The organism is Paraliobacillus ryukyuensis (assembly GCF_003315295.1).
In the GTDB taxonomy this organism is placed as follows: Bacteria; Bacillota; Bacilli; order Bacillales; family Amphibacillaceae; genus Paraliobacillus; species Paraliobacillus ryukyuensis.
The window spans coordinates 197467-224013 of sequence record NZ_QNRI01000002.1 but is presented as its reverse complement, the minus strand read 5'-3'; the positions used below and the strand labels follow the sequence as shown (position 1 = coordinate 224013).

22 protein-coding genes and 2 other annotated features are annotated in these 26547 nt (G+C 37.4%); of the genes, 6 read left to right on the top strand and 16 right to left on the bottom strand.

Going from position 1 to position 26547, the window contains the following annotated elements; genetic code table 11:
- Positions 1-243: 243 nt before the first annotated feature.
- The 8 genes from trpA to DES48_RS04340 form a co-directional block, all read right to left on the bottom strand.
- On the bottom strand, positions 244-1023 hold the full coding sequence (gene trpA, locus DES48_RS04375; RefSeq protein WP_113867169.1) for a tryptophan synthase subunit alpha: 780 nt from the start codon (positions 1021-1023) through the stop codon (positions 244-246).
- The gene (gene trpB, locus DES48_RS04370) at positions 1016-2221 is read right to left on the bottom strand and encodes a tryptophan synthase subunit beta (protein WP_113867167.1); all 1206 of its coding nucleotides are present in this window, start codon (positions 2219-2221) and stop codon (positions 1016-1018) included. The genes trpA and trpB overlap by 8 nt, the downstream gene beginning before the upstream one ends.
- Positions 2222-2227: 6 nt before the next feature.
- The gene (locus DES48_RS04365; protein WP_113867164.1) at positions 2228-2836 is read right to left on the bottom strand and encodes a phosphoribosylanthranilate isomerase; all 609 of its coding nucleotides are present in this window, start codon (positions 2834-2836) and stop codon (positions 2228-2230) included.
- An 11-nt stretch (positions 2837-2847) separates the two neighbouring features.
- A complete protein-coding gene (gene trpC, locus DES48_RS04360; protein ID WP_113867162.1) occupies positions 2848-3621 on the bottom strand; it encodes an indole-3-glycerol phosphate synthase TrpC in 774 nt (257 codons plus the stop codon).
- Positions 3622-3623: 2 nt separating this feature from the next.
- The gene (gene trpD, locus DES48_RS04355) at positions 3624-4646 is read right to left on the bottom strand and encodes an anthranilate phosphoribosyltransferase (RefSeq protein WP_113867160.1); all 1023 of its coding nucleotides are present in this window, start codon (positions 4644-4646) and stop codon (positions 3624-3626) included.
- Complete coding sequence (locus DES48_RS04350; RefSeq protein ID WP_113867158.1) at positions 4630-5229, bottom strand: anthranilate synthase component II; 600 nt, start codon at positions 5227-5229, stop codon at positions 4630-4632. Before DES48_RS04350 ends, trpD begins: the two co-directional genes overlap by 17 nt.
- 1 nt (position 5230) lies before the next feature.
- Positions 5231-6610: an anthranilate synthase component I gene (gene trpE, locus DES48_RS04345; RefSeq protein WP_113867156.1), complete on the bottom strand. Its 1380-nt coding sequence runs from the start codon at positions 6608-6610 to the stop codon at positions 5231-5233.
- A gap of 72 nt (positions 6611-6682) precedes the next feature.
- Positions 6683-6902 (bottom strand) — a binding site (T-box leader).
- A 35-nt stretch (positions 6903-6937) separates the two neighbouring features.
- Positions 6938-7190: a binding site (T-box leader), on the bottom strand.
- Positions 7191-7308: 118 nt separating this feature from the next.
- On the bottom strand, positions 7309-7857 hold the full coding sequence (locus DES48_RS04340) for a 3-dehydroquinate synthase II domain-containing protein (protein WP_113867155.1): 549 nt from the start codon (positions 7855-7857) through the stop codon (positions 7309-7311).
- A 112-nt stretch (positions 7858-7969) separates the two neighbouring features.
- Between DES48_RS04340 and DES48_RS16345 the strand changes: the two genes are divergently transcribed.
- Complete coding sequence (locus tag DES48_RS16345; protein ID WP_256860597.1) at positions 7970-8098, top strand: hypothetical protein; 129 nt, start codon at positions 7970-7972, stop codon at positions 8096-8098.
- Between the two features lie 103 nt (positions 8099-8201).
- Here the strand turns inward: DES48_RS16345 and DES48_RS04335 are convergent, their stop codons facing one another.
- Both DES48_RS04335 and DES48_RS04330 read right to left on the bottom strand, forming a co-directional pair.
- Positions 8202-8972 carry a 3D domain-containing protein gene (locus DES48_RS04335; RefSeq protein WP_113867153.1) on the bottom strand — a complete coding sequence of 257 codons (771 nt, stop codon included), beginning with the start codon at positions 8970-8972 and terminating at the stop codon, positions 8202-8204.
- A gap of 358 nt (positions 8973-9330) precedes the next feature.
- A complete protein-coding gene (locus DES48_RS04330) occupies positions 9331-10902 on the bottom strand; it encodes a bifunctional metallophosphatase/5'-nucleotidase (protein ID WP_079710496.1) in 1572 nt (523 codons plus the stop codon).
- A 113-nt stretch (positions 10903-11015) separates the two neighbouring features.
- Here DES48_RS04330 and DES48_RS04325 point away from each other — a divergent pair, with 113 nt between their 5' ends.
- The gene (locus DES48_RS04325) at positions 11016-11747 is read left to right on the top strand and encodes a MurR/RpiR family transcriptional regulator (protein WP_113867151.1); all 732 of its coding nucleotides are present in this window, start codon (positions 11016-11018) and stop codon (positions 11745-11747) included.
- A gap of 265 nt (positions 11748-12012) precedes the next feature.
- Here DES48_RS04325 and DES48_RS04320 read toward each other — a convergent pair whose 3' ends face one another.
- Positions 12013-12573, bottom strand: a complete 561-nt coding sequence (locus tag DES48_RS04320; RefSeq protein ID WP_113867149.1) for a nitroreductase family protein — start codon at positions 12571-12573, stop codon at positions 12013-12015.
- Positions 12574-12735: 162 nt separating this feature from the next.
- Positions 12736-17553, bottom strand: a complete 4818-nt coding sequence (locus DES48_RS04315) for a 5'-nucleotidase C-terminal domain-containing protein (protein WP_113867147.1) — start codon at positions 17551-17553, stop codon at positions 12736-12738.
- A gap of 216 nt (positions 17554-17769) precedes the next feature.
- Here DES48_RS04315 and DES48_RS04310 point away from each other — a divergent pair, with 216 nt between their 5' ends.
- Genes DES48_RS04310 through DES48_RS04295 form a run of 4 tightly spaced genes read left to right on the top strand, consistent with a single transcriptional unit; the run spans position 17770 to position 22513 of the window.
- Positions 17770-18954, top strand: a complete 1185-nt coding sequence (locus DES48_RS04310) for a galactokinase (protein WP_113867145.1) — start codon at positions 17770-17772, stop codon at positions 18952-18954.
- A complete protein-coding gene (gene galE / locus DES48_RS04305; protein ID WP_113867143.1) occupies positions 18955-19950 on the top strand; it encodes a UDP-glucose 4-epimerase GalE in 996 nt (331 codons plus the stop codon). It begins immediately after the preceding gene.
- Positions 19951-21450 (top strand): UDP-glucose--hexose-1-phosphate uridylyltransferase, encoded by a 1500-nt coding sequence (gene galT, locus DES48_RS04300; protein ID WP_113867141.1) that lies wholly within the window; start codon positions 19951-19953, stop codon positions 21448-21450.
- A 19-nt stretch (positions 21451-21469) separates the two neighbouring features.
- The gene (locus DES48_RS04295) at positions 21470-22513 is read left to right on the top strand and encodes an aldose epimerase family protein (RefSeq protein ID WP_113867139.1); all 1044 of its coding nucleotides are present in this window, start codon (positions 21470-21472) and stop codon (positions 22511-22513) included.
- Positions 22514-22634: 121 nt separating this feature from the next.
- Here the strand turns inward: DES48_RS04295 and DES48_RS04290 are convergent, their stop codons facing one another.
- The 4 genes from DES48_RS04290 to DES48_RS04275 form a co-directional block, all read right to left on the bottom strand.
- The gene (locus DES48_RS04290) at positions 22635-23840 is read right to left on the bottom strand and encodes an ROK family transcriptional regulator (protein WP_113867137.1); all 1206 of its coding nucleotides are present in this window, start codon (positions 23838-23840) and stop codon (positions 22635-22637) included.
- Between the two features lie 122 nt (positions 23841-23962).
- Positions 23963-24832 carry an HAD family hydrolase gene (locus DES48_RS04285; protein WP_113867135.1) on the bottom strand — a complete coding sequence of 290 codons (870 nt, stop codon included), beginning with the start codon at positions 24830-24832 and terminating at the stop codon, positions 23963-23965.
- Between the two features lie 79 nt (positions 24833-24911).
- Positions 24912-25886, bottom strand: coding sequence for a ring-cleaving dioxygenase (locus tag DES48_RS04280; protein ID WP_079710487.1), 975 nt, complete (start codon positions 25884-25886; stop codon positions 24912-24914).
- 76 nt (positions 25887-25962) lie between these two features.
- Complete coding sequence (locus tag DES48_RS04275) at positions 25963-26430, bottom strand: NUDIX hydrolase (protein ID WP_113867133.1); 468 nt, start codon at positions 26428-26430, stop codon at positions 25963-25965.
- Between the last annotated feature and the right edge of the window lie 117 nt (positions 26431-26547).

Genomic DNA, 26547 nt, shown 5'->3' with positions numbered 1-26547 from the left:
TTGAACTTCAGTTAAACCAAATTGAATAGTGTTTAGTAATATTTTAACACAAAGTTCCAATTTTCTTTTTAACCAAAATAAAAAGATCACTAACGATCTTTTCTGGATATGTAACTCGTTTATTAAGTTGACATTGTCTGACGATTGTTAGTCCCAAGACACAAGCATAGTAACTTATTTACACATTGATAAGCAGATCAAATGATTGCGTCATTTGATCTGCTAACGATTTATTATTCGAATTCAACTTAATTTTGCAGCTGCAACTAATGCACGGATCTGTTCGTATTCTTCTTGATGTAGTAAATCGACAATTCGACTACCTACCACGACACCATCACAATGCGTGGTCAATTGTTTCACATGTTCGGCTGTGGATACACCAAACCCCGCTAAGACAGGTACTGCACATTGTTCTTTTAGTGCTTTCAGATGCTGATCAAGGTCCGTTTTAAATGTTGCTCTCGCTCCAGTTGTCCCCGTTACTGTTACTGCATAAAGAAATCCTTCTGTTCGTTTCGTAATCTCACTAATTCTCTCTGGCGTACTTGTTAACGCCGCTAAACGGATCAGGGCAATAGCATGGTTGGAGAGCTGATTCGTAAGTAATCCCTCTTCTTCCAATGGCAAATCTGGAATAATTAAGCCGTCTATTCCAGCATGACTGCATTGTTCAACAAATATATCTATTCCCATTGCATAGATTGGATTAATATACGTCATGACAACAATGGGAATATCTCGACTATTTTTTGTTTGCTGTAAGGTAGACAACACACCTGCTAGCGTCACTCCGTTTTTCATTGCGCGTATTCCTGCCGCTTGAATCGTCGGGCCGTCTGCTACTGGATCGGAAAATGGAATACCAACTTCAATTGCTGTAGCACCACAAGATGCCAAGAACTCAATTTGCTTATTTAACTGTTCTAGTCCACCATCTCCTGCCATAATATACGGAACAAACGCTTTATCCCCATTGGTTAACACACGCTCAAATGCTTGATCTAACTTCGCTTTAGGCATCTTCATTTCCCTCCAATGCTTCTTTTACTGCTTCCACATCCTTATCCCCTCTACCTGATAAACAGATAACTAATGTTTGATTACTGGTCATCTCTTTGGCTAATTTGCTTGTATAAGCAACGGCGTGTGCACTTTCTAATGCAGGAATGATCCCTTCTGTTTTCGATAACAACTGTAATCCCTCTAACGCTTCCTTATCAGTAATGGACTCGTATTGTACGCGACCAATTTCTTTGAAATGACTATGTTCTGGCCCGACACCAGGATAATCTAACCCTGCAGAAATCGAATGCGCTTCTTGAATTTGTCCTGCTTCGTCTTGCAGTAAATAGGTCATGGTCCCATGCAAGATACCATGATGCCCATCTGTTAAAGTCGCTGCATGTTTTCCAGTTTCAAGTCCTGAGCCCCCGGCTTCTACCCCATATAACTTCACTTCTTGATCATTTACAAATGGATAAAACATTCCCATTGCATTACTACCACCGCCAATACAAGCCACGACAGCATCCGGCAGTTTATTTTCTACCTCCATAATTTGGCGCTTGGTTTCTTCTCCAATGACACTTTGAAAATCGCGCACCATTTGCGGGAATGGATGGGGGCCAACTACAGAGCCGATAATGTAATGGGTGTCTTCCACATGACTAACCCAATAACGTAACGCTTCATTGACCGCATCTTTCAGTGTTCCGCTACCTTGATCCACACTTTCTACTTTTGCACCGAGTAATTCCATCCGAAATACATTTAACTTCTGCCGACGTATATCTTCTTTCCCCATAAAAATAACACACTCTAATCCAAGTAAGGCACAGACAGTTGCTGTTGCTACGCCGTGTTGGCCTGCACCTGTTTCTGCTACGACTTTTTTCTTCCCCATTCGAAGGGTTAAAAGTGCTTGCCCGATTGCGTTATTAATCTTGTGCGCGCCAGTATGGTTTAGATCTTCCCGTTTCAAATAAATTTTTGGTCCTTCTAGTTCTTTGGAGAGTCGTTCTGCGTAATACAAGGGTGTTTCTCTACCGACATATTGTTTTAAGTAATAATCTAATTCGTCAACAAATGAAGGATCTTGCATCGCTTCATGGTATGCTTCTTCTAATTCCAATACTGCAGGCATTAATGTTTCTGGAACGAAACGGCCACCAAATGATCCAAAATGACCGGTTGCATTCGGCTGATTATATTTTTCCATTGTACCTCACCTTTCCTTTTTTGCTTCGGTTATAAAAGCTTTTATTTTATTCGGATCTTTTACTCCATCCGTTTCCACACCACTTGATACATCTACACCAGTTGGTTGAACTTCCTTAATCGCTAATTGGATATTGTCTGGTCGCAAACCACCCGCTAATAAAAATTGACTCGATAGGTTTGGCGCATCTTTCACTAGCGACCAATCAAAAGGCTCTCCATTTCCACCGCGATATTTTCCTGCAGGGCTATCTAACAGAAAGTAGGCAACATCGTAGGCATCTAATTTACGTAAATCTTCTTTTTGTTGAATTTGAAATGCTTTAATTACTTGAACTGAAACTGCTGCACAATATGCTGGCGATTCATCGCCGTGCAATTGCACATAATCTAAGCCTACTGTTTTGGAAATAGATTGAACAACATCCAATGATTCGTTGACAAATACCCCTACCTTTTTGACATGTTTCGGTATTTCCCGGGAAATTTTTTCGGCTTGCGCAACACCTATTTCCCGTTTACTATTGGCAAATACAAATCCGATCAAATCCGCTCCTGCTTCAATGGCTTGATTAGCAACTTCAATAGATGTGATACCACATATTTTTACTAACATACATTTGCCTCCTACAGTTTTACTCGAAGCTGTTCAAATGTTTTGTCAAGGGTTGGCGAACGCATCATGGTTTCTCCTACCAGAATACCTTTTACCCCCGCTCGCTTTACTCTCTCGACATCCTCGCGGGTTCTCATACCGCTCTCACTTATTACTAACGTATGACTTGTGTCGATTTGCGCTGCCAATTGTTCTGTTATGGCTAAATCTACTTGAAAGGTTTTTAAATCTCGATTATTAATGCCAATGATCGAAGCACCGATTGTTTGTGCAATTGCTAATTCAGCTTGATTATGCACTTCGAACAATACTTCTAGTCCTTTATTTGTTGCATAATCAAACAAGATTTGCAATCGCTCTGGCGATAAGGCTGCTGCAATTAGCAAAACCACATCCGCTCCAGCATCACGAGCGCGATCAATTTGAATCTCATCAATAATAAAATCTTTATTAAGGATTGGAATAGCGACTTGCTTTTTTACTGCTATTAAGTCTTCCATTGATCCTTTAAAAAAAGGTTCATCGGTCAGGACAGAAATTGCTCCAGCACCGTACTTTTGATAATCAAGCGCTTGGCTACTAGGAATTACATCCGGATTAATCATTCCTTTGGATGGCGATGCCCGCTTGATTTCTGCAATAATATTCATATAATCACTAGTCATGAATGTCTGATAAAGTGAGCGATTATAAGGAAGTTTATTTGTTTTGATAGAATCATAGCTTTTTTTAAGCTTTGCTACTTCTTTCGCTTTTTCTTCTAATATTTCTTCTAATATTGTCATCTTCACTTCTCCCTTGCCAATTGATTACTATAAGCAATTAAGTGCTCCAATTTTTGCTTCGCTTTACCAGAATCAATGCTCACTTTAGCCAGTTCAATTCCTTCATTGATGCTATTCGCTTTTCCATGTGCATAAATACCAATCCCTGCATTTAATAGGACTGTATCTCGGTGAACACCGGTTTTTCCATCTAACACGTCATGAAGAATTTCTGCATTTTTTCTTGCATCTCCACCAACAATCAAATCATTTGAATATTCCGACATTCCAACGTCTGCTGGTCGAAGGATTACGTGTCTGCGCTCGCCATTTTCCAGAATAACAAGATGATTTTCTCCAGCTAATGATGCCTCATCCATATATCCTGCACCATTTAACACCACGGCACGCTTACGTCCTAATTGGTTTAAGACTTGCGCCATATGGTCAAGCATATCTCGACGATAAATTCCTAGCAACTGTGTTGTTAGCGGGACAGGATTGGTTAGTGGTCCAATTAAATTAAAGAGGGTTGGAATTTTTAATGCTTTACGAACTTGCATAACCCGCTTTAAAGCTGGATGCACATATGGTGCAAATAAGAAAGCAATCCCATTTTCTTTTAAGATATATTGCATTTGCTCAACAGTCATCTCTAACGAAACACCTAGTTCTTCTAATACGTCTGCGCTACCAGTTTTACTTGAAATACTTCGATTCCCATGCTTAGCAACGGCAATCCCAGCACCAGCTAAAACAAAAGCAGCTGTCGTACTTATATTAAAGCTTTTCGAACCATCTCCCCCTGTTCCACAATTATCAATGATATCCGGAATCATCTCTGGCAGTGTAAACGATTTTTCACGAATCACATGAACCATTCCCGTAATCTCATCTACTGTCTCTCCTTTAACTCTTAACCCCGTTAAAAACGCGCCAATCTCAATATCAGAAGTCATCTCTAAAAACATTTTTCTTGCTGCTTCTTCCATTTCTAACATTGTTAGATCTTGCTTTTTGGTTATTTTCTCAAGATAAGCTTTCATATGATCGCTCCTTTTTAATTGCTTGAAAAAAATTGTTTAATAATTGTTTGCCAGTTGTTGTACCCACTGATTCAGGGTGGAACTGCATGCCATAGATTGGGAGATAATTATGTTTTACTGCCATGATTGCGTTATCGTCCATCGAGGTAGCTGTTACCTGTAATTCATTTGGTAACGTGTCTGGTTTAATCACAAGTGAATGATAGCGCATGACTTCTAATGGTTGTTCTAAATATTGAAAAATTTCATCTTGTTTATGTTGTAATTTTGAAGTTTTTCCATGCTTAATTTGTTTTGCACGACCAATGGTAGCGCCATAAGCTTCACCAATTGCTTGATGTCCCAAACAAATGCCTAGTATCGGGAATGTTGTTTCTAGTTGTTTAACAACCTCGATACAAATCCCTGCTTCTTTTGGTGTACCTGGTCCTGGTGATAGAATGATTGCTTCTGGGTGAAGTGTGACTATCTCATCTATGGTAATTTGATCATTCCGAACTACCTTTACTTCTTTTCCTAATTCTGAAATGTACTGATATAAGTTATACGTAAAAGAATCATAGTTGTCGATTAATAAGATCATGTTACTTTACCTCCAATAATGATTTAGCTTTATTTACTGTTTCTTGATATTCACTTACAGGATCAGAATCGTGGACAATTCCTGCTCCCGCTTGTACATATGCTTGATTGTCTTTAATAATCATCGTTCGAATGGCTAAAGCAAAATCAATATTACCGTCCATGTTAATGTAACCAATCGCTCCTGCATAAACTCCACGTTTTTTTTGCTCTAGTTCGTTAATGATCTGCATGGCTCGTATCTTTGGTGCGCCAGAAACAGTTCCAGCCGGCAGGGTAGCAATCAATGCTTCTAACCCTGTACATGTATCCGTTAATTTCCCCTGTACTTCTGAGACAATATGCATAACGTGCTGAAATCGCTCTACGATCATGTATTTCGGTATGGTAATACTGCCTACCTGGCATACTCTCCCTAAATCATTGCGACTTAGATCTACCAACATCTTATGTTCCGCTCGTTCTTTTTCATCCGCTAACAATTGTTTTTCTAACGCTTGATCTTCTACATCCGTTTCCCCCCGTGGTCGGGTACCTGCAATTGGGTTAGTTATCACTTGTCTTCCGTTTGTTTTAATTAAGCTTTCCGGAGAAGCTCCAAGTACAATGTAACTGTCAAAATCAATAAAGAACATGTAAGGTGATGGATTAGCTATCCGTAATCGGCGATAAAAGGTAAATGGGTCAGCATCAAATGTAGCTTTCATACGTTGGGATAATACAACTTGAAAAATATCACCTTTAACAATGGATTGCTTTGCTTTTTCTACCATCTCAATAAATGTTGTCTGATCAATTAAAGCATTAAACGATACATTACTATCTACTATTGGTTCGCCTCCAGCAGGTGTGGTAATAGATTGTTCGATCTTTGCTATGGAAGCCAAAAGATCTTCTTCTGTTTGGTTTCCAGCTAAATTCAGCGCAATGATTGTGACGGTTTGTTGCTTATGATCAAAAACAATCACCTCTTGATAAAACATTAAGTGAACATCTGGCATAGACAGATCATCATCTAATTGAGGTCCAATATCTTCATATTGACGGATCATATCATAGCCAATATAACCAATCGCTCCGCCATAGAAAGCAAACGGTAAATCCAATGATTGATTTGGTATATGTGCTTTTACTACTTCGAGTGGATTTTTTTGATGTGTTTCGATCAACTGTCCATCTAGATCATAAACATTCGTGTTCGTTTGATCGCCGACAATCTCTTTAAATGGATTGGATCCAATGAAAGAATATCTCCCCTTTTTCCCATGACCACTTGAACTTTCTAATAAAAATTTCTTCTTTCCTTCAATCTGGTTAAAAACAGTTACAGGGGTCAAGGTATCCCCATTAAGCTGTTTTTGTTTGACATTTATTCGATTCATGGTTAATTACACTCCTTTTGTTGGATTAAAAAATATAAAAAAGACCCTATATGAACGTTCAACAATGTTCATATAGGGGACGGTTTTTGACCGCGGTGCCACCTCTATTGAAAAGTAATTCCTGTTTACTTTTCCTCTCAAAATCTGCTAACGCTGATTAGACGACTTTTCCTACTTACGCATTCAGAAAAGCACTCCGAAGTCCATTCAACTTATGCTACATATCGGTTTCCAGCTCCCCGACTCTCTGTTATGATTACATAAGTTTACTACTCTTCATCTTAGATTTTAATTATTTTCAAAAAATAAAAAAGGTTCCCCCATCCGAATAAGGACGAGGAAACCCGTGGTACCACCTTAGTTAGCTTTACAAGCTCACTTACATACTATCGGAGCACTCACTGCTCGAATAGCTGTCTCAGATAACGATGAGACTTAATCGTCAAAGCCTACTACCTTAAGAGGGTTCAGTTTGAAAGCTCAGAAGTCCATTCACTTAATACTTTATACTAGTTCCCACCAAGCACTAGCTCTCTTTGATAAAGTAAAATAAGCTACTCCTCTTCATCGACGCTTATTACCGTTTGATTGTTGTTAATAATCATAGTATGCTTTCACTTAAATGTCAACCTGTATGAAACAAAATTTGTAATACTTTCCACGCATTTAGATAACGATTAATCGATTACAACAAATAACTAAAATTCATGAATTTCTTCTTCAATTTTTTCACCGAGATGTCTGCCCGGTTGATCCGGATAGCAGGTAATACGATCTCCTGGGGTTAGATTCACAAGTGGCTTTGCTTCCCCTTCAGCTGTCAATAGGTGCACACTATCAGCTTCTTGTAACGTAGCAGATATCTCTTGATTTGTGCCTTCTACTCGGCAAACAATTCGTAAAAAGGGACGCTTCTCCACTTTCACTCTTCCCACTGAAACTTTACGCCAATCAGTTCCATTCCAAACAGGCAATTCTAACCCTGGTTTCATTTCGGATAGATACGTTGTCTTTCCATCACCTAAATAAACGTATTGATGTAGTGCTCCTCCATTAATTCGAAATGCTCTTGGTGGATATGTCTCTGTTGTACGATTTTCTGATAAAACGAGGACATAACCGTTTCCTGTATTTCCCACTAATATACCTTCTTCAGCTTTTAATTCATCAATCAGATCTAGGCATACTCTTGTCCCCATACCTACTGCCGTTACCGACACGACTTCCGCAATTTCCATTTTTTCCATTTCCATACTCCCTTGTATGTAAAAATATTTCCTTTTTTATTATTTTTTTATAGCCAATCATTATCTACATGATATAAAATATAAGCTAGATTGACAAACAGGAGGATTAAAAATGAGAAAGGGTCTAGTTGCATTATTTCTTATTTTAATTATAGGAATTGGTAGTTTTGGATGGCTTCAGCATAAAAGTATGGATGGTATTGAGGTAAAAGAACATTCAACATTAACCGTAGATTCTTAATTTAAATAGTATCTCGGTAAAAATAACCTGTCATAAATATACTGTAAAAAATCAACCTACCGTTATAGTAAAAACCGGAAACGCCTGACGCGTTTCCGGTTTTTTATTCACTTAATATGGTGACGTTAACTGTTCTTACTCCCCATTCATAAGCTTCTTTTTTCGTTGGTACATGAAGATCAATTTTATTTCCATTGATTGCACCGCCAGTATCTCCAGCAACGGCTTCTCCATACCCTTCTACATAAACTCTTGTACCAAGCGGAATAACATCAGGGTCGACAGCAATAACTTTTTTATTGCGATCGTTATTTAAATTAATTCCTGTAGCTGTTATTCCCGAACAACCACTACAATCAGCTGTATAAGCTGTGGCTGTCATCGTTAGCGTTTCCTGCTCATTACTTGATGTTGATGTAGCGGTCTCCTTTGTCTGGTGGCTTGTTTCTTCTGTTTTTGCTTGATCAGTGGTCTTAGTAACGTTGACTGATTTTTTCTCAGTTTCTTCAGACACCGAGTTACCTTGTTTGATAACTAACTCTTGATCTACTAGGATCAAATCTGATGTTAACTCATTCCATCCTATTAGATCATCTAGTCTTACTTGATAGTCATGAGCAATTTCACTCAATGTATCGCCCGCTTTTACGGTATATACAATCTCTTTATCTATTTGTAATGACTGTCCTGGAAAAATGATATCTTCTGTTAAGCTATTGGATTTTTTCAAATCGTCAACATTGATTTCATTTTCGCGGGCAATTTCCCAAAGTGAATCTCCCTTTTCGACTTGGTACTCTTTTGCAGATGCCTGGGTTGTAGCAATACAAGCAATTAGTATACCTGCAATGATAGCTACAATCTTTTTAATCATCTGTTTTCCCTCCTTCAAAATGTGACAAGGATTATCCTAACATATAGGCAGAACTGTTTGGTTACAACGTAATTAATAGTTGTTTTCAATGTTTACAGTTTAGCCTTTTGCTTGTCATATTCGTCATTTTGGGGCAATCTAGCAATATTTTATACATGAAATTGAAATCTTTCTGAATTTTTTTCTTTTTCTTTCGTTTTTATTTTTGGATTTCCCTACTTTTAGGCTGCCATTTTCCTACTCTGATAACGAAAAAAAGTTAGTTAGGATTCTATTATCCTAGCTAACTTTTTCTAGTTTTTTGATCTATTTATGCAATAGGTAACCGTACTAAATGTAAAACAACATCTAATGCGTACTATTTTTTCACACGCCAATTATTGTCACACGTCGCCTCAATTGTCTTATGTTTTAGTATATAATCTGCAATTAATTCCGTCATATCTGTAGGAATGTCTTTGACAATCTCTTTCTCTTGGAACATAGCAAAATTTCCACCACCAGATGCTCGATAATTATTCATTACGACATGAAAGGTTGCTGCTAGATCCATAGGTTTTCCTTCAAACAATAATTCTGATACACGTTCTCCCACAGGATTGGAGATGGTTAACTCATATGTGATGCCTTCCCACATATCATAATTATAGTGTTGTGGTTTAGGTTCCATGTAGGCCGGATTAACTGTAATTTCACCACTATCATCTATGATAAAATAGCTAGCAGATTGCTCTAAGGCTGCTTTGATATCTGCACCAGTTAGTTCTAATACTTTTAATGTATTCGGAAATACATAATTCGAAACAATGTCGCGCATGGTTACTTGTTTCGGAAAACCTGGTGATGTATTGTTAAATAAAGCTGTATTTGAAATAGGGGCACCAGACACTTCCATTTGAACCCGATTAATAAATTCAATAAACGGATGATCTTCTAGACGTACTTGAAGCGGGTCTATTATTGTCATATCGCCTTTGATTTCTCCAATAGGGGTATCTAACCAGCTTTGCGTATCTCTTTCTAATTCCTCTACTAATTCAAGTATCTCGGCGTCTGCTTTCATCGTTTCTGGTATCTCGATTGTTTTAGGGATAGCTGATTTCACTTCCCATTTCCCCGTTTCATTTTTTTCTAAATTTAGTGTGATTTCCCCTAAACGTTGGCCCATATTACTCGGTTGGACAACCGCAGCCCCATTTAAGTGCGTCGCTATATCTCGATGTTGATGCCCTGTGATAAAGACATCCATTCCTTCTACCTCTTGGCTTATTTCATAGCCTTGATTTTCTCCTGTCAATGGTTCTGTTGGTTCTCCACTGTGTAAATCACGTTCAAACCCGCCATGATACGCAACAACACAGACATCTGGTTGTTCTTCTTTACGTACTTTTTTCACCCAATACTTTGTTGTTTCTAATGTATCAGCAAAGTTTAATCCCTTAATATGGGATGGTTCTTCCCAATTTGGTATGTAATGCGTCGTGACGCCAATGACAGCAATTCGAACACCATCTATCTCTGAAATGATATACGGTTGACCAAATGCTGGTTGATTCGTTTCCGAAGATAAAATGGAAGCAGAAAGCCAAGGAAAGTTTGATTCAGCTATAACTTGTTTTAAATAATCCAAGCCATAATTGAATTCATGATTACCAAATACTGCGGCTTGATATCCTAACTTATTAGCTACTTTTATCATTGGATTTTTTTGTTCTCTGGCAAACTTGGCATGATAAAAAGTAAATGGACTTCCTTGAATCATATCCCCATTGTCCAGTAAAACAACAGGTGTTTTTTTACGCTTTTCCTTAATCAAGGTGGCAAGCTTAGCTAATCCCAACTTACGATCTTGGTGGTCACTATAATTTGTCGGATAAATATAGCCATGTACATCACTTGTCGCTAAAATTGTTAGTTGTTTTGATTCCATCGCTGTTCCTCCTTAAGCTGGATTTCATTATCTATTGTACCGAAGATGAAAGGATTGGAGAAATAATTCTATTAATATTATAATAAATTTAACAAATATAAAGGAGTAAACCAATGTTTACTAGTGAGCAAATTGCAACGTTTTCTGAGCTAGAATTCAGTTTATACAACTATATTATCAATCATTTAGACAAAGTTATCTACATGCGCATTAGGGACTTAGCCAATGAGACACATGTATCCACGACAACGATATTACGTTTTTGTAAAAAGCTTGAATGTGACGGTTTCTCTGAATTCAAAATAAAATTAAAAATGTATTTAGAACAACAAGCTGGAAAGCCAGAATTAAGTGATGGGGAAAGTGCGGTGCACGAGTTTTTTGAACGAACATTAACCCAACATTACCAACAAAAAGTAGTTGAAATCGCTAAAGTAATTGCAAAAGCAAAGCATGTCGTATTTATTGGCGTGGGAAGCTCTGGTATTTTAGCAGAATACGGTTCTCGCTACTTTTCGGGATTAAAGAAATTTGCCCTCTATATTAAAGACCCTTTTTTACCAATTCATGCGCAATACTTAGAGAATAGTATTACAATTGTGCTATCTGTTTCTGGTGAATCAGGAGGAACACTGTCGCAAGTAAATCAATTTAAACAAGAAGGCAGTGTCATTGTGAGTATTACTAATCGAGCAGATAGTTCGATCGCTAAGATTTCTGATTATAACTTGTCTTATTACGTTAGTCAGGAATTTTTGGGCAAGACCAATGTAACAACACAAATTCCTGTCATCTATTTACTCGAGCGATTAGCAAAAACGACTTACCAAGAGATGCATACATAATGACCTATTAGCACAAAGTGTTTGCACCTCCACAATGGTTTCATAAACAACAACTAACCACCTGTAGTTAGCTATTTTAGCCTAGTTTCATTATTTTATTGAAAAAACTATTAATTTACATTATTTTTACTGAGAATTCACACTCCATTAGTAATCCATTGATACAATGGACTTGTTCCAGGAAAGCATTTACTATCTATTAGCTTTCTCACAAAGTAATAGCCCCTTTTAAGATGCTCACCGAGTAGGGAGCATCTTTTTTTTACTAATTATTGATCTCTGTAATTCGACTTTGAACATCCGCTCTAGGACGAGCTTTCGGTACTTTTGCTGGATAACCTAGTTGCATCATGCCGACAATCTTTTCCCCCAATTTAGCTCCAACTATTTCACGAAATTCCGGCGTTATTGTCAGTGCACCCGTTTTCCAAATCATCCCGAGTCCTTTTTCCCAAGCTAACAAGCTAACATTTTGTACGAGACAACTTGTTGCAGCGTAATCTTCTTCTCTCAGTTTCTGATTCGGATTTTCTTCCATAATCACCATTAAAAACATCGGAACAGCCATCATTTTCTGATAAGCTATTTCTCCGTTTTTTTGCTTTTCTTCTGCCGTAGCACCTTTTGCAGCATTACGTTTATTCAACTGAGCAATTTTCTCCTTGCCTTTGTCATATACAAGTACAAATCGCCATGGTTGTGTCATTTTATGATTGGGTACCCATTTTGCTTTTTCTAACAGGCCTTTTACTAAATTCACATCCACTTCTTTATCTTGGTATAATTGGATGGATCGTCGCCCTTTGATAATTTCTTCTAAAGTCATCTCCCATATCCCCCTTAAATAATTGAGAATCATTTTCATTTAAGTATACCATAGTCAAAACGATTTTCAAAAAGCAACCTTTTCTTTTCACGACGAATAGATTAGTGCGGTAGAGCCATGTAAAAGCCGCTTTCGTAACAAGTTACGAAAGCGGCTTATTAGTTATTCAGTCTTTTTTTGCTTTTCTACAAAATATAAACGAATACTAATTAATAATAGTAATGTACCCAATAGTAACCAATTAAAAGTTGTAGTTGCTGTATTAGGTAACTCCTTATCAGCTGATGTACTTTGATCCTTACTTGTGGAATCTGGATCTGCCGTATTATTATCACTATGATTGTCATTACCATTTGTTTGATCATTTCCGACTGTTGCATTCTTATCAGATGGTTGATCTGAATTAGGTGTATCTGCACTAGCAGTTTCAAATGCAGCAAACGTACTAAAGTGATCTGTCGTCGCAACTAGTATACCATTTTCATAGTTACCACCGATTAATTCCCATTCTTTTGTATTTGAATTATAGTAATAAAGTTTCACATTATCTGGGTTATCAATTTTATTTTTATCGATTTTGAATGCTAATGTAATCGATTGATCAAACTCATGCAGCTCTTCGCCGCTTGATATGATGGTAAAGTCAAAAATTTCGCTAATGGCATTTGAACCATTCACTTCTGCATCATTTACTTTAGTAATTTTAACAGAGGTTGCTCCGTCTCCAAAATCCCCAGCAGGAATAGATAGCGTAGTAGTTTTTGTTGCTATTTTTACTGTGGCATGCTTCGCTTTTAATTGGGCAATCTGATCTTGCGTAAATACGGTAGCTAATTCCGTATTTTCTTCTGCTTGGATAGTAATTACACCGTTATCCGCTAATTTTTCAATATCTTGGTCTGTAACTGTTGCCGTACCTTTTTTTACTGTAGGGTTAACTGTTACCATTTTTTCTTGCTTCACTTGCTCTTGATCATCATCATTGTTTTCGTTATTACCCTCATTACCACCATTATCGTTATCAGCATCTTCATCGTCTAGGACTGTAGATATTCTACCTTCTGATGTGTAATCTAACGGATTTGCTTCACTTGTATCTAAGGAAACAATATAGTTCTCAAGGGCCTCAACATCTACTGGTCCTTGTTCTTTCTCACTGTCAATAGAAGCAAAACCATCTTGACTCGCCAGGTAGTTATTTGTCGTAATCGAATATGTTTCCTCTAAATCAATTGCTTCACCATTTCCCATTTCCATGGAAACTACTTTTTGCTCTACTTCATCATATTGATAATGGAAACCAGCGATGCTATAGTCTGAACCATATTCATCAATTTGGGCATTTAAAATAGCTTGTAATTGTTGTCCGGTAATATCCATCTTAACTAACTTATTACCATGTGTTAGAATCTGTCCTAACTCAGAGGTTGTAATCTCACCTTCTAATAGAGAAGATCCGATACCACCACCATTGGTTACGGCAAAATCACTCTTCATTTCATACTTCATACTGTCTGTAATTAAGTTTCCTAAGCCATGGTCTTTCCCGTTGGTATACCTTCCTGTTAGATTTCTAGCATTATACCCAATTACTTCACCATTTGTGTCAACATCAGGAATTTCATCTGTTTTCGCAATGCGTCCCTCTGATCCAATTTCTAATGGATTGGCTTCTGTAGTGTTTAAATGCTTCATGTAATCCACTGCTGCGTCTACATCAATCGGGCCCATTTTTTCATTTGTCCCTCGTTCACTAATTGGGCCATCTTGTGTTCCAATATAGTTATTTACTGCTAAGACATATGTTTCGTCCGGATCAATTGGTGAACCATCTTCAAATGTCACATCTACTACATGTTTATAGTCGTAATTATATGTGTAATGTAATCCTGATACACTATAATCGGATCCATAGCTTGATAGATTATCATTTAAGATCGGTACTAAATCTTCCCCTTTAATTTCTACAGACATTACATTATTAGCAAATGGAAGAATATTAAATACTTCGCCCCATGTGATTGGTCCAACATCTAAGGTATCTCGTATACCACCGCCATTGTGCATGGCAAAGTCAGCATCCATCGCCCATTTCATACCATCAGTAATAAGGTTTCCTAAGCCATGATCGCCATCATTGGTATACGTGCCTTCTAACTTCTGCGCACTATAGCCAATTTCTTCGTTTATGATTGGTTCTACTTCTTTTAAATAGCGATCAAGAATACCTTTTACTGCCGGAGCAGGTTGATAATCAGCTTGGTTTACAAACACAATTTCTGCTTCTGTATCGACAATATCTTTTGTTTCTGGATCTATTGTTAGATCGACATCAGCAAACGCTTTGCCGTATTCTGAAGCTTGAATGATCGCTTTACCATCCACCATCGCATTTACTTCTTGATGATTATGAGCTGCAAAAATCACATCAATCGCGTCATTTGCATTTTTTGCTAGGTTCGCAGCAGGTCCGGTGGCAGTTTCGCCGGATTGAGTCGCTGACATGTGTGATAACACAACAATTGATTCGACCCCTTGTTCTTGCAATTCCACTGCTGCATCGTTTACAGCTTTCGTTTCATCTGTAAATGCAACATTTTCAAGTGAAGCAGGCATCACCATATCCATGGTTTCTTGTGTATTGACACCAATAAAACCAATTTCAACGCCATTTACTTCTTCTATTACATATGGTGGTAGAAAAGTTTCACCCGTATTTTCTTGCACACAGTTGGCACATATCATATCAAAATTCATACCCGTATAGCCATTTGTACCTTTTCCTTCTGGATAATCGCCACCATTAATCATTCGTTTCAATTCATCAAGACCTTCGTCGTATTCATGGTTACCTAAAGTACCTACATCAAAGCCCATTTCATTCATAATTTCAACAGTTGGTTCATCTTGTAACAGTGCGGAAACTGGAGAACTACCGCCAATCATATCACCGGCATGAATAAGCAATGTGTTTTTATTTGTTTGTTCGCGTTGTTTAATTGCTGCTGCAGTATAATCCATACGACCATATGTTGCTGTTTCTCCATCACGCTCTAATTCATAGGATTGATCAATTTTTCCATGTAAATCATTCATGCTTAATAATTGTACATCTAATAAGTCATCAGAGGTGTTATTTTCTTCTTCAACCGCTTGATAACCTTGTGCTTCTGCTTCTTCTTGTGAAGCAAAGAAAATACGTTTATCCACCGGAACGTCTTCCCAATCGGTAGGTTTTACATATTCTTTTGTATCAGAATTACCAACATAGCGATGGAAATCCCCACCTTCTGTTATTGCACGGTATTCAAAAGGTAACTCTACTAATGGGTTTTCTTCACTCCAAATCCCTTTGCCGTTATCTTTTGCGTCACGAACAGCTGCTTGATAAGTATTATATGTTTTCTGGTCGCCAATTGGCCAGATGAAATAGGAAGTTGCATAACCTTCTCGGACCATCTCTAAGTTTGTATTTACGTCATCTTTATTAATTACTTCTGCAAGTAGGCGTCCATAGGTATCTGTTGGTTCTTCCCCAATTTTTAATGTTACTTTATCGCCTTTTTGTAAAAGTGACTGCAAGTGTTCTTTCGCCGCTTCGCCATGCTCTTTTTGATTTGCTTCGTCAACACCATTTGCACCTGCTACACTTGTTTCAGGTGTATCGATATTTAAGAATCGGACGCGATCCGCTCCCATGACAGGTGTTTCTAGACGAATCGTATCTCCATCCGATACATATTTAACAGTAGATGTGTACTCTCCTTCTGCAGTTGGTGCGTCAGGTTGTTCACCAGCTAATTGAATATCACTTGCACCTCTTGGGAAAAGTTGATAGCTATCATATTGCCCTACTATCGCAGTGATATCATACCATTTACCTTCTTCTAATGAAGCAATTGCTTCTGTACCTTCCATCACTCGTAAGGTTGTACTATTATAATCTGCATCAATAAATGATACATTATAGCCATTACCTGAGGGACTCTCTGGAATATTAGAAATATAGCCTCTAACCGTTGCTAGTTGACCTTCATATTGTTCTCCAGTAAATGCTTGTAAATCTTCAATACTTAGGGTTACTGGTTCTGGTAATGCAGCATCTTCTTCTATAATCTCAATAGAAGTTGGCACAATTTCTTTTAATCCATGGTACTCGGTTAGTTCACCAAGAACGGTCACTTTATTACCTTTTGATAAGTTGGGAAAATCACCTTGCTTTCCAGCATAAAGATTAATACCAGCTGTTTCATCTTGAATGTATGTTGTGTATTTCCCTAACACATCAGCGTTTGCTAGTACTACCCCTTCTAGCCTAACGGTTTCACCATTGGTTGAATCTCTAGCATCTTTAATTGTAATTGAGTCTGATGGTTCTGTCGGTTCTTCAGGATCTTCTGAAACCTCTTCACCATGTGAACCTAAGTAAGCAAATGTATCTTTTGCATGGCTATTCCACTCATTGAGTGTAAATATTGTATTACCAGTTGTAATCGCATCTTTTCTAACGAATGTCTTGTCTTTACCAAAGTCACTATCATCACCGATGGTTCCCATAATATCAATAATCGCATCGCCATGTTTTAAGACGACCACATCATCACCATTAAAATTAGCAACACCAGAGGTTATATCTGTTTGCTCTAATATGGTTGCATTTGCTTGACTATTTGCAAGTACATATACAGCACCATTTTCAAGAGTACCTGTCAATGATTCAATCGAATGAACTTCTTTATTCCCATTAGTATATAATTCAATGGTATATTCGGATAAATCAATAGGCTCTCCAGTACCATTGTAAAGTTCTATTGCTTTGTTGTAAGAAGATCCTTCAATATATTCTGAAAAAAACAAGTCCGTTGCTACGCTTTCTTTAGTTTCAGCTGCGTGAACAGCCTGTCCATTGTATGTAAAAAACGGACCACAAATAAGTATGATAGATATGCTTATTGCTAAAAACTTCTCAAATAGTTGCATTATTTTCCTCCTTTAGAATGTTTAATTTACTTCCATTTTAATTGTTTAATATATAGATTAAATAATTTATTTGTTAATTTTTGTTAAGATAATGTTATTTTTACTTTACTAATTTTTAAACAAACTGTTTTCTATCTTTGCATTGCTCTAATTCAGTAACTGTGCTAACATCAACTTAATAAATTAAATTAATTAAGTTGATTAGGAGGATGGCAAATGGAATATGCATATTTAAAAAACGCGTTTCAAACCATTTTTAGTAGGTATGAATCACCAAGGATTTTTTTTGCACCTGGCAGAATTAATTTAATTGGTGAGCACACAGATTACAATGGTGGCTATGTGTTCCCAGCTTCCATCTCTTTCGGTACTTATGCTGTTGCATTAAAACGTAATGACCGTAAAATTCGTTTGTATTCTTTGAATTTTAAAGAAAGCGGTATCATTGAAGTTGATTTAGATGCGTTAACTTATAACAAAGCACACCAATGGGCGAATTACCCTAAAGGAATGGTTAAAGAAATCTTAGCAATTACACCAAATATAATAACAGGTTTTGATGTTTTGTATTATGGCAACATCCCTAACGGTGCTGGTTTATCCTCTTCGGCATCGATTGAAATGGTTACTGGTGTTTTGTTGGATAAATTATATGAACTTAGTCTTGATCGCATCCAGTTGATCAAAATAAGCCAATACGTGGAAAATACGTATATTGGTGTTAATAGTGGTATCATGGATCAATTTGCAATTGGTATGGGGAAAAGAAATCACGCTATCCTCCTTGATTGTAATACCTTGGAATATACCTATGCTCCTTTGTCGCTTAATCACTATGACATTGTCATTATGAATACCAATAAACGCCGAGAATTAGCTGATTCAAAATACAACGAAAGACGATCTGAGTGTGAACGCGCACGAAGTGATTTGCAAATAGCCTTAAATATAAAACATTTAGGAGATTTGTCTATTGACCGCTTTGAAGCAAATAAACATCTGATCAAAAACGAAAAAGATCAAAAACGTGCCAAGCATGCTGTCTACGAAAATGCTCGAACCAAGCAGGCACTAGAAGCCTTACAGGCGAATGACTTACACTTATTTGGTCAATTGATAAATCAATCACATCTTTCCCTACAACATGATTATGAAGTCACTGGTATTGAACTGGATACGATCGTATCCGCAGCATGGGAAGAACCAGGGGTTTTAGGTGCACGAATGACTGGTGCAGGATTTGGTGGTTGTGCCATCGCTCTTGTTCCTAGCGATCAGGTGGAAGCATTCAAAACAAATGTAAATACAACATACACTGAAAAAATTGGATATGATGCATCGTTTTATGTTGCTGCGATTGGTGACGGAGCAAAAGAACTAAAGACTGAAGGAGTGTTGTAAATGCGTGTACTAGTACTTGGAGGAGCAGGTTATATTGGTTCACACGCCGTGTATCAATTAATCGATGATGGGCATGAAGCGATAGTCGTAGACAATCTAGTTACAGGACACAGCAATGCTGTACCTCCAGAAGCAACCTTTTATGTAGGTGATATTCGTGACCGTGCATTCTTAAATACCGTCTTTACTAACGAAACAATTGATGCCGTATTACATTTTGCAGCTAGCTCATTAGTCGGTGAATCAATGGAACAACCATTAACCTATTTCGATAATAATGTTTTTGGTACGCAGATGCTACTACAAGTCATGCAACAACATGGCGTTAACAAGATTGTTTTTTCTTCTACAGCAGCAACGTACGGAGAACCAAGTTCTATTCCAATTACAGAAGACATGGCAACAAATCCTGAAAGCACGTATGGAGAAACTAAGCGCATGATGGAGAATATGATGAAGTGGTGTGATCGTGCTTTTGGTCTACGATACGTGTCATTGCGTTATTTTAATGTTGCCGGTGCTAGAAAAACTGGAGAAATTGGAGAAGATCACCAACCTGAAACACACTTAATCCCTTTGATCTTACAAGTTCCACTGAACCAACGGGATGAGATTACTATTTTCGGTAACGACTACCCTACTCTAGATGGAACCTGCATTCGTGACTATCTTCATGTTGAAGATCTTATTGATGCACATATGCTTGCACTAACTTACCTAACTGAAGATGGCGAAAGTGATATATTTAATTTAGGCAGTGGTCATGGCTTTTCCGTTAAAGAAATTATTGATACTGCAAGACAGGTTACCCAACATCCTATACCTGCTGTAGTTGGAGACAGACGCAATGGTGATCCTAGTAAACTAGTAGCTTCATCAGAAAAAGCAAGGACAAAGCTGGGATGGAATCCAAAACGAAACAATATCCACCAAATTATTCAAGATGCTTGGAATTGGCATCACCATCATCCAACTGGTTACCGAAAGGACGTGTAAATGTTGTCTGAAGATGTTTTTCAAACCATCGATCAGTTAATTGAGAAAAGTATTGCTAATAAATTAATGACAAGACTAGATCAGCGGTATGTTCGCAATCAGATTTTGGGCTTATTAAAGCTAGATAGTTTTGACGAAACAAATTATCAATCAAGTAATGAAACTGTTCCAGCATTATTAGATACACTAGTCACTTACGCTGTAGATAAAAACATCATTGACAATATATTAAGTGACAAAGAGATTTTACGTGCACAAATAATGAATTGTTTTTTATCTAACCCCACAGAAATCAACCAAACATTTTACCAAAAATATCAAGTCCATCCTCAAGCTGCGACTGATTACTTTTATAAGCTTAGTAAAAGCAGCAATTATATTCAAACCGATCGTATTGCCAAAAATATACACTATAAAGTGGCTAGTCCTTATGGAGACTTAGATATTACTATTAACCTTTCAAAACCTGAAAAAGATCTTGAACAATTAAAAAAAGAACGTGAAATGAAACAAACTATACAATATCCGCAATGTGTGCTTTGTGCAGAAAATGAAGGATATATTGGACATATTGGTCATCCCGCTCGGTCCAATCATCGGATTATTGAAGTACCACTTGATGAAGAGATTTGGTTTTTACAATACTCTCCTTATGTTTATTACAACGAGCATTGTATCCTTTTATCTAGTGAACATCGCCCAATGAAAATTAATCGAGCTACTTTTGAACGTCTTACTGGATTTGTAGAAAAGTTTCCTCACTATTTTATGGGTTCAAATGCTGATATACCTATCGTAGGAGGTAGTATTCTAGCTCATGATCACTATCAAGGCGGGCACTATGCATTTGCAATGACAAAAGCAAAGGAAAAATATCCATTCCCATTAGCAACGTTCCCTACTGTGAGCGCATCGATAGTAAATTGGCCGCTATCTGTGCTTCGTCTTCGCAGTCAAAGCAAAAAAGATATAATCGACGCTGCCACATTCATACTCGGTAAATGGCGAAATTATAATGATCCGAGTGTCGAAATCATCGCTTATTCGGCTGAAACCAATCATAATACGATCACACCGATTGCTAGAATCCGGGGGCAGCAATTTGAACTTGATTTAATATTGCGCAATAACCGTACTACTTCTACTTATCCTTATGGTATCTTTCATCCACATGAAGATGTACATCATATAAAAAAAGAAAATATTGGTTTGATTGAAGCGATGGGATTAGCTGTATTACCTCCGAGGTTGAAAAAAGAATTAGGCGAAATTCGAGCACATTTATCAAATCCTAAGTCACCGGTTGCTAGTTATCACCAATCCTGGGTTAGTCAAATAAAAGCCCAGCATAGCGATATTAACGAACAAAACGTGGAACAGATCATCTCGCAAGAATTAGGTAAAAAATTCGTTCGAGTCTTGGAGGATTCGGGCGTGTTTAAGTCGAATCTTGAAGGTAACGAAGCTTTTAAACGCTTTATTCGAACATTAAACGAATAGTTTGAGGAGGATATTTCTCATGGAAATACAAGAAAAAGAGATTTCAGTAGCTACACAGAAATGGACAGAATACACGCTGATTAATGATCAAGGTATGTCTGTTAGTTGTTTAAACTATGGAGGAATTATTACATCTATTTATACACCCGATAAGAATGATAATTTTGAAAACGTTATCTTAAGCTATGCCAATTATGAAGATTATTTAGAGAATCCTAATTTCTTCGGGGCTCTTATCGGTCGAGTAGCTGGGCGTATCGATCAGGCAACGTTTACGTTAGATGGAAAAACATATTCCCTACCTAAAAATGAAGGCAATAACCATTTACATGGTGGGACCGCTGGTTTTCATCAAGTGATTTGGCAAACGACACCTTTTCAAACAAATAAAGCCGTCGGAGTTAGATTAGTTCATGTTTCTCCTGATGGTGATGGCGGATATCCAGGAAACATTAAAATGACAGTAACCTATACACTAACAAATGATAATGATTTCACCATTACGTATAAAGCTACGACAGATCAAAATACGATTTTGACCACAACTAATCATGCTTATTTTAATTTAAGTGGGAGTTTAAAAAGAGATATTCTGAACCATGAAGTGATGTTGCATGCTAATGAATTTGTAGAACTTGACCATGAATTAATTCCAACTGGTAAAATCTTACCTGTCGATGACACTGTGTTTGATTTCCGTAAGGCCCACCCAATCATTGATGGTGTGCACTCTGTTGATCAACAAAACTTGGTAGCATCAAACGGATATGATCATTACTTTATCTTTAACCAATCGGAACAACCAAATGCAGTCGTAACTGATCCAGAAAGCGGCCGACAAGTTATTGTTACTACTGATCAACCAGGGATGGTAATGTATACATCGAATGGTTTAGATGACAGTTTACAACTAAGAGAGCGCTCTTCCGCAAAATATCTAGGCGTTTGCTTGGAGACACAAGCATCACCAGCGTCGTTGGAATATGAAGGATTTCCAAGTATTCGATTGAATAAAGATAAAACATACCATAAAACAACTACTTTCTCATTTAGAAGAAGCTAATTCTTTTTTCATTTACGTACAATACATTAAACAAAACGATCCGAACAGTTCTATTGATTGTTCGGATCATTTTGTTTCCACTGTTACACCATTATTTTAAAAACCGGACATGAGTTTAATTTTAATTGGCTACTTCTCCCTTTTGTTCAAATACCTGTGCTAGAATTAGTGCAATTGCTCCTAGCGCTGTAGCTTGTTCACCAAGATTAGATACTACTATTTCTGTTTGTTTCGCTTGGTTAGTTAATGCTCGCTTTGAAATGGTATCCTTGATCGGCTCCAAGATAAATTCACTTGCGCGCGAAACACCACCACCAAGGATAATCTTAGAAGGATTAATGAGATGGATTAGGTTTGTTAGACCAATACCAATATATTCTCCGGTTTCGTGTAATAGTTTTATTGCAAAATTATCACCTTCTAAAGCAGCTTGATACACGTCTTGTCCGGAAATGCTATTTGCTTTGGCTTGAAGTACGGAATGTTCTATATTAGGCAACTGCTCTTGCGCTCTTGCACCAATTGCAGGACCAGATACAATGGTTTGGAGACACCCCTGATTTCCACACGTGCAAGCTTTGCCATGGACATCAATAGTCATATGACCTAACTCACCAGCAATGCTTGTAGCGCCATGATACCGTTGACCATTAATTGTCCAACCAGCACCTACACCATTACCAAGATTGACAGCAACCATACTAGGTGTATTTTTTCCTTGTCCAAACCAGACTTCCCCTAACGCCATCGATCGCACGTCATTTTCTACCTTGACATCTACTTGAAAGAAGTCTTCTAACGTCGCTTGTATAGGGATGTCATAGAGATTTAAATTCGGTGCATAGACAGAGCTCCCAGTTATAACATCTACCACCCCATGCATTGCTACACCGATACCAATGATTTTATCTTGTTGTTGATGATGCGGTTGAATAACTCCCTGTATACTACTTACTAACTTATTGATAAAACCTTCATTTGTATTGGTTTGTTCTAATTCTATTCGATTTTGTTCGATTATTTGACCTGATAAATCGGTTAGTATGGCTTCGATTTCTTTGGAGCCAGCATCCACCCCAATGATATAAAAATTCTGATAATGAATTTCTAACATGGTTGGACGTCGTCCGCCTTGTGATGCACCTTGGGTACTTTCGATAATAATTCCTTGTTCCATTAATTCCTTTACAATACTGCCGACTGTAGGTGGGGTTAAATTTGTTTCTTTCGCAATCTGAGCACGAGAAATTGGACCATCGTTTAAGATTTTATTCATAATAATTGTTTTATTCAATGATTTCATCCATTGAAAACTGCCTGTTTGCATGTCAACCCCCACCTACTCTATTGGACTAGTATTAGTATAACATTAATCATTTTATAATTTATATTTAATTAGAATAAGCCGTCAATGGATTTATGTATGTTTTAAACATAAAATTCTATAAATTACCATTTGTTTTTTATAAAACGTTCGTTTAAATAATGATAAACCCCGTCTTCATCACATGTATAAGTAGTAACTTCATTCGTCATATCCTGAATTTCCCTATCTGCATTTTTCATTGCAACTGTCTGACCAGCTAATTGAAACATTGGGACATCATTGTAACTATCACCCATGACTAATATATCAGCTGGATCAATCGCTAGTTGGTTTAAAATAGCTTTGATTCCTGTTGCTTTATTTACATTAGCAACCATAATCTCTACATTATGGGCAGATGATGCTGATGTTGTAAAATTGATTGAGCGTTTTAATTCATCCAATGTTTCCTTCCAATTATCAATGTGCGCCGTTTGCTTGCTAAAACAATAAAATTTGGAGTAATGCTGTGCTGGCAGTATCTCACACCATTCAATATTCCCGTTCATCGCTTCTTTGCGTTCTACCCACTCATTTATGCCAACACTAGCGGGTTTTGGGCCTTCTGTTTCAGCAGCTAATATGGAATAATCTTGTTGTAAAGCAATTCGAGATCCTTCCGTTGGAAATAGTTCATAATAAACTTGTTTTTCCTGTGCTTTTTCGATAACAAGTTCAACTAATTGTTTTGGTAAATAGTGTTGTTCTAATTTTTTCTCCCCAAAGTAGGTAGTCATTCCATTTGAACTAACGATACCATCCACTTCAAACCCTTGTGGTGCTAGTTGAAAAATCTCTCCGCTTGAACGCCCAGTGGCAATGAACACTGGTATTCCTTTATTTCGTATAGTTGCAATGATTTCTTTGGTTTTAATTGTAATTTGATTGGCATGGTTTAATATGGTCCCATCCATGTCCAAAAAAATGGCTTTTGGATTGTTTAGTTGTTCCATTCCCCTACCCCCTCTGTTGTTTTAAAAGACAACGCTAGTATAGCATTGACACACCCTGCAACACTAACATAATTAAATTTTAGTCGCGTTTTGTATTTAATGGTTCTAGTCTTGCTTCGATGGATGCACGTTGGTCTTCAAGGAATGGAGGTAAGGCCAACGCCTCTCCCAATTTTTCAACTGATTCATCTGTGGCAAAACCAGGTCCATCAGTTGCTAATTCATAAAGAATACCATTTGGTTCTCTAAAATAAAGGGATTTAAAATAATAACGGTCAACGATGCCTGAATTCGGCATTCTAGCACTACGGACAATATCTCTCCAAGCTAAAAGTTCCACCTCATCAGCAACTCGAAACGCAACATGGTGAACACTACCTCGACCTGGCTTTTCTCTTGATAGATCCGTCCTCTCCTCAATATGTACTTCAGTACCCGTTCCACCTTGACCAGTTTCATACACATCTACATTTGGTTGGCCTGCTATATACGGTTCATAACTACCTTTATAACGAAAATTCATGACCTCTGTTAACACACGTTCGGTTTGCGTTTTATCTGGAACAGTTAATTTTACTGGACCTAATCCGGTAATTCCATATTGCGTCGGAACAGGACTTCTATCCCATGGAATACCTGCTTGGACCCCTTGATTGTTTTGATCGGAAATTAGCATGAGACGTTGGTCTTCTGGGTCTTGAAAGAACAGTACTTTCCGACCAAGTTGTTCTGTAATCGGTTGATAGAGTACATTATTTTCTGAAAAGCGGTTTTCCCAATAACGAAGTGCTTCATCACTTGGTACACGTAACGCTGTTAAGGAAATACTGTTATTACCTTGATAGGTGTGTCCAGCTCGATCGATTTCAAAAAAAGTTAGATCTGTACCAGGTCGTCCAATTTCATCAGCGTAAAATAAGTGATACATACTAGGGTCATCTTGATTAACTGATTTTTTCACTAATCGCAACCCTAATATATCTGTATAAAAGTGATAATTTTGTTTTGCGATCGCAGTTATTGCTGATACATGATGAATTCCTTTAAGCTCCATGATTATACCTCCGTTGATGTAAGTTATTTTCTTATTATACATGTTTTTTATCTCGAATTAAAAATAAATAGTTGATTTAACGTACAATAGGGCGTTGCCAATCTGATTTTAAATCATTTACTACTTTTTGTTGACTTGCGAAGATCTTTTCCGGTAACGCTTCTAATGAGAAGAAATTTGCATCTAAAGATTCTTCATTTTGCTTTACTAACTCCCCACTATATTCATGACAGGTAAACCAATGTTGCACAAGTTCGACTTGGTCTCCATTAGCTAAGGTCTTTTTATTCCCCATTCCAGAGTAAACGCTAAGTAACGATAATTCTCCCAGTTGAAGTCCCGTTTCTTCATACACTTCTCGTCGAGCTGTATCTTCGATTGATTCTCCTAATTCCATGTATCCGCCAGGAAATCCCCATGTTTGATTATCTGCACGTAAATGCATTAATACATGACCATTTTTATTAAAAACCACGACGCCACTAACAACCATAATCAAGGGCTGATGCCCAACCATAGAACGCACATAACTAATGTAATCCATTACTTATTCCTCCCTACGTATGCTTAAACAACTTCTACACGCTTTCACATTTTTATTTTACCATTTTAAGCCACAAGAATAAGCAAACAACTTATTTGTACTTATTTATTTACCATT

Bases quoted from the DNA above. Each gene is read 5' to 3' on its own strand.
- DES48_RS04310 (WP_113867145.1), top strand. From the start codon at position 17,770: ATGGAATATGCATATTTAAAAAACGCGTTTCAAACCATTTTTAGTAGG.
- DES48_RS04330 (WP_079710496.1), bottom strand. From the start codon at position 10,902: ATGGAATCAAAACAACTAACAATTTTAGCGACAAGTGATGTACATGGC.
- trpD (WP_113867160.1), bottom strand. From the start codon at position 4,646: ATGAAAGCTTATCTTGAGAAAATAACCAAAAAGCAAGATCTAACAATG.
- DES48_RS04280 (WP_079710487.1), bottom strand. From the start codon at position 25,886: ATGGAGCTTAAAGGAATTCATCATGTATCAGCAATAACTGCGATCGCA.
- DES48_RS04275 (WP_113867133.1), bottom strand. From the start codon at position 26,430: ATGGATTACATTAGTTATGTGCGTTCTATGGTTGGGCATCAGCCCTTG.
- DES48_RS04335 (WP_113867153.1), bottom strand. From the start codon at position 8,972: ATGATTAAAAAGATTGTAGCTATCATTGCAGGTATACTAATTGCTTGT.
- trpE (WP_113867156.1), bottom strand. From the start codon at position 6,610: ATGAATCGAATAAATGTCAAACAAAAACAGCTTAATGGGGATACCTTG.
- DES48_RS04315 (WP_113867147.1), bottom strand. From the start codon at position 17,553: ATGCAACTATTTGAGAAGTTTTTAGCAATAAGCATATCTATCATACTT.
- DES48_RS16345 (WP_256860597.1), top strand. From the start codon at position 7,970: ATGAGAAAGGGTCTAGTTGCATTATTTCTTATTTTAATTATAGGAATT.
- DES48_RS04320 (WP_113867149.1), bottom strand. From the start codon at position 12,573: ATGACTTTAGAAGAAATTATCAAAGGGCGACGATCCATCCAATTATAC.
- DES48_RS04365 (WP_113867164.1), bottom strand. From the start codon at position 2,836: ATGTTAGTAAAAATATGTGGTATCACATCTATTGAAGTTGCTAATCAA.
- galT (WP_113867141.1), top strand. From the start codon at position 19,951: ATGTTGTCTGAAGATGTTTTTCAAACCATCGATCAGTTAATTGAGAAA.
- DES48_RS04290 (WP_113867137.1), bottom strand. From the start codon at position 23,840: ATGCAAACAGGCAGTTTTCAATGGATGAAATCATTGAATAAAACAATT.
- trpC (WP_113867162.1), bottom strand. From the start codon at position 3,621: ATGACAATATTAGAAGAAATATTAGAAGAAAAAGCGAAAGAAGTAGCA.
- galE (WP_113867143.1), top strand. From the start codon at position 18,955: ATGCGTGTACTAGTACTTGGAGGAGCAGGTTATATTGGTTCACACGCC.
- DES48_RS04350 (WP_113867158.1), bottom strand. From the start codon at position 5,229: ATGATCTTATTAATCGACAACTATGATTCTTTTACGTATAACTTATAT.
- trpA (WP_113867169.1), bottom strand. From the start codon at position 1,023: ATGCCTAAAGCGAAGTTAGATCAAGCATTTGAGCGTGTGTTAACCAAT.
- DES48_RS04295 (WP_113867139.1), top strand. From the start codon at position 21,470: ATGGAAATACAAGAAAAAGAGATTTCAGTAGCTACACAGAAATGGACA.
- trpB (WP_113867167.1), bottom strand. From the start codon at position 2,221: ATGGAAAAATATAATCAGCCGAATGCAACCGGTCATTTTGGATCATTT.
- DES48_RS04325 (WP_113867151.1), top strand. From the start codon at position 11,016: ATGTTTACTAGTGAGCAAATTGCAACGTTTTCTGAGCTAGAATTCAGT.
- DES48_RS04340 (WP_113867155.1), bottom strand. From the start codon at position 7,857: ATGGAAAAAATGGAAATTGCGGAAGTCGTGTCGGTAACGGCAGTAGGT.
- DES48_RS04285 (WP_113867135.1), bottom strand. From the start codon at position 24,832: ATGGAACAACTAAACAATCCAAAAGCCATTTTTTTGGACATGGATGGG.